At 69.2% G+C, this 3,418-nt stretch carries 2 protein-coding genes and 1 pseudogene; 1 reads left to right on the forward strand and 2 read right to left on the reverse strand.

Annotation, left to right across the window (positions count from 1 at the left end):
* Nucleotides 1-1,788 (reverse strand): annotated as a pseudogene (locus tag Q4C89_RS10450) (hypothetical protein); the annotation flags it as partial.
* 248 nt (nucleotides 1,789-2,036) lie between these two features.
* Between Q4C89_RS10450 and Q4C89_RS10455 the strand changes: the two are divergent.
* Nucleotides 2,037-3,194, forward strand: coding sequence for an FAD-dependent oxidoreductase (locus tag Q4C89_RS10455; RefSeq protein WP_303102553.1), 1,158 nt, complete (start codon nucleotides 2,037-2,039; stop codon nucleotides 3,192-3,194).
* Here Q4C89_RS10455 and Q4C89_RS10460 read toward each other — a convergent pair.
* Entirely contained in the window at nucleotides 3,191-3,394 is a 204-nt protein-coding gene (locus Q4C89_RS10460; protein WP_303102554.1) for a hypothetical protein, read from the reverse strand. The genes Q4C89_RS10455 and Q4C89_RS10460 overlap by 4 nt on opposite strands.
* Between the last annotated feature and the right edge of the window lie 24 nt (nucleotides 3,395-3,418).

A 3,418-nucleotide genomic window follows, 5' to 3' on the forward strand; every position in this document is an offset into this window, starting at 1 on the left:
GCTCAGGCGCGGCGCGGGCCAGTTGCTCGTGCGCTCGTAGTGGGCGGGCACGGCGGGCTGCGCGGGGGTGGTCGGCGTGGCGGGTCTGGCAGGCACAGCCGCAACGAGCTTGGCGGTGCCGGAATCGGGGTCGGCCAGCGTCAGGCTGTAGCTGAGCGCCCGCAGTTCCTGGGTGGGCAGGTGATAGTCGAGCGAACCGCTGAGGTTCACCGGGCGGCGGTTGACCCCCACGCCAAAGCGCAGCGGCGGCTGGTTTTCCGGCGAGAGGAAGCCGTCGCGGGAGTAGCTGACCGTAAAGGACGTATCCGGCGCGGGCACGGTGCTGAGGCTGAGGCTCAGCGGCGCACTCAGGCGGCGGCCCGCCACCGCGTCGAAGGCGAAGGGGCTGGTGCCCTCGTAGCGCAGGTATTCCTGCCGGGCGGTCAGGGTGGCGCGGCTGCCCCAACGCTGCGTGACCTGCCCGGCGGCGTTGAGTTGCACGGTTCTGGCCCCGGTGCCGTAGTAGCGCCCCACGAAGGAGTTGGAAAATTGCAGGTCGGCCCCCTGCCACAGCGTGCGGGAATAGCGCAGTTCGTGTGCTTCTTCAAGGCGGGTGGTGTCTATGTTCGGCCCCTGGCGCACCGCACTGGGCGAAAAGGGGTTGCTGGCCGCCGCGTACCGCCCTGCCGTCAGTTTCACGTCGGCGCTGAGGTCGCCCACCTGAAACGGCTTGGGGTCGACGACGACCTCGGTTTTGCGGTAGGGCAGGCTCACGGCCCCCTTCGGCTCCGGCCCGGCGCGGCCCAGCAGATTCAGGGCAGCGCTGAAGCGCGGATAGTCCACCTGCGCCGTGAATTCGCTGCGGGTCACGCCATAGTCGGGGTCGGTCGCGGCGCGTCCGATGTCTTTGCGGCCCACCTTCAGCGAGTAATCCAGGTCGCGCACCGCTTCGGGCAGGTCGATGCGGCCCTGAACGTTGAAATTGAAGTCGATGTCGTAGCCGGGCTGGGGCGTGCCGTCGAAAGCCACCGGCTTGGGCAGCGCCAGCGCGTACAGGTCGGCGCGGTCCACCACCGAAAACGGCGAGTACACCTGAAGGTCGACGCCGCCGCCGTAGCTGGGCGAGCGGTTCTGGTAGTAGCGCAGCATCGCCGTGCCCAGCATGTTGCTCCGCACCGCAAAGGGCAGGTCGGCCTGCACGGTGTAGCCGTCCACCGCGTCCTGACCGATCTGAATTTTGGGCTGACGGGCCTCGTCGTTGAGCGGCAGCACCACGACGGGCAGGTACAGCACCGGATGCTCGGCGATCAGCAGTTGGGCGCGGTAGGCCACCAGACGGTCACCCGGATAAACGATCAGGCGTTCGGCGCGAAAGGCGTAGTCGTTGGTGGTGCGCCCGCACTTGGCACAGGGGGTGAAATAGCCCTGGTTGGCCCGCAACTGCCCCGGCACGCGCTCGACCTGCTCACCCCGGATTTCCAGTTCGCGGTCACTGATCAGCACGTCCTGCCCAGTCAGCGACTCGGTGCCGAGGTCAACCACCAGATTGTCGCCCCTCAGGGTCTGCCCGTCTTTGGCGGTGCGGTAGCTGGCCGCGCCGATCAGGGTGAGGGTGCGGCGGGTGCGGTTGAATTCGATGCGGCGTGCCCGCACTTGATCGTCGTCCACCTGCAACTCGACCCCACCGTCGGCCTCGCTGGTGATGATGACGAGTTCCTGCTCGGACACGTTGCGAAGTTCGAGCGTCTGGGCCGACACGATGCGGACGGTTCGGGCCTGGGCCGCTCCGGTCAGGGCCAGGGCCGCCATCAGTGACAGTGATGCCCGCCGGAACCGAGCCGCACGCCGCGCCCAGCGCTTCACGGGCTCACCTGCACGCCGCGCCTGCCTGAATCAGTTTTTCTCTCAACGAACAACCCCGCATGACCTGATGGTATCCCGCCCGCGCCCCTGAAAGTGTCGTGTTCATCCGCCCGCCACTATCGCAGCCCCGCGTGCGCCCCGGCTGACAGGATTCCCAGAAGCATGAGAGCAGCCCGGCGCGGCATCATGGCGCCATGTCTGCTGCCGACTCTGCCTCCACTGCCCCGCGCTCTCAGGTCTGGGCGCATGTGGGCCAGCCCTTCACGCCCGACTCCTTCGACATCGTGGTCGTCGGTGCCGGGCGGATGGGGGCCGCCTGCGCCCTGTATCTGCGCCAGCTTGCCCCGCACCTTTCGCTGCTGCTCGTCGAAGAAGGCGGCCTGCCCAACGAGGAAGGCGCGACCATTCTGGCCCCCGGTGTCTGGACGGCTTTCGACGTGCCAGAGGGCCAGGAAGCGGCGGCGGAGTGGACCCGCGAACAATTGCTGAGCGGCATCGAAAAGCTGGAAGTCGAGTCGCGCCCGCTGGTCGAACTGCTCAGGGACGGGGCGGATACCGTGCCTAGCAGCGAAGCCCTCGCCCACGCCCCCGAAGCCCTGGCGCTGCTCGACCCGCAGGTGTACCCCTGCGCCCACGTGGATGACCGCGCCCTGACCTACCGTCCGGGGCAACTGGCCCTGCAGGCGGCGCAACAGGCCATTCGGCTGGGGGCCAACCTGCTGCTCAACACCCGCGCCGAGCCGGGCGTGGGACAGGTCAAGCTGCACCGCCTGACCGTGACGAACACCCACCAGATCGTCGTCCACGAAACCCGGCAGGTGCGGGCGCGGGCGGTGGTGGTGGCGGCGGGGGCGGCTGGCCCGGTGCTGGTCGAACATGGCGTAGGGCTGCACACCCGGCACGGACGCGCCTACGTGCAGTACCCGCGCCTCAACCTGCCGACCTCGGCCCAGACCCCGGTGCTGCGGGCGGGCGGGCTGACGCTGCGGCCCCAGAACGACGGCCTGACCCTGATTCCGCCCATTCATCACCGTGACCCCCAGGGCTACCAGCCAGCGGGCGGACAGTTGACGGGCGTACTGACGGGCCTGCGCCGTGAAGTGCTGGAAGACTTGGTGGCCCTGATGGACGGCCTGCCCGCCCTGAGCAGTGACCGCCTGGAACTGGGCCGCTCCAGTGCCGACATTGCCGGAGCCTGGGTCAGCCTGCCGGGGGGCCAGCCCGACACCATTCCCACTGCCGAGCAGCCCGCGCCGGGCCTGTTTCTGCTGCTGGGTGGCCCCAGAGCAGACACGCTGGGCTTGGCGACAGCACACGCTCTGGCAACCGAAGTGGTCGCTACGCTGGATTAGCCTTCCGGGTCAATTTTGCTCAGGTCCCCCCGCCACGCCTGGGCGTCCAGTCCGTCGGCCCGTAGGTAACGGGCGGCGAGGTCGGCCTGGGTGCCACGCTGACACACCACCAGCAGCGGCCCCAGCGCCGGGGTCAGCCCGTGCTGGCCGTCCTCGATCTGCTCCAGCGTCAGCGCCGTGACCTGCTCCGGCGGGGCCAGTGGCGCGGCGGCGCGCTGCTCGGA

Origin of the sequence: Deinococcus sp. (assembly GCF_030523985.1) — a bacterium.
Classification (GTDB): domain Bacteria; phylum Deinococcota; class Deinococci; order Deinococcales; family Deinococcaceae; genus Deinococcus.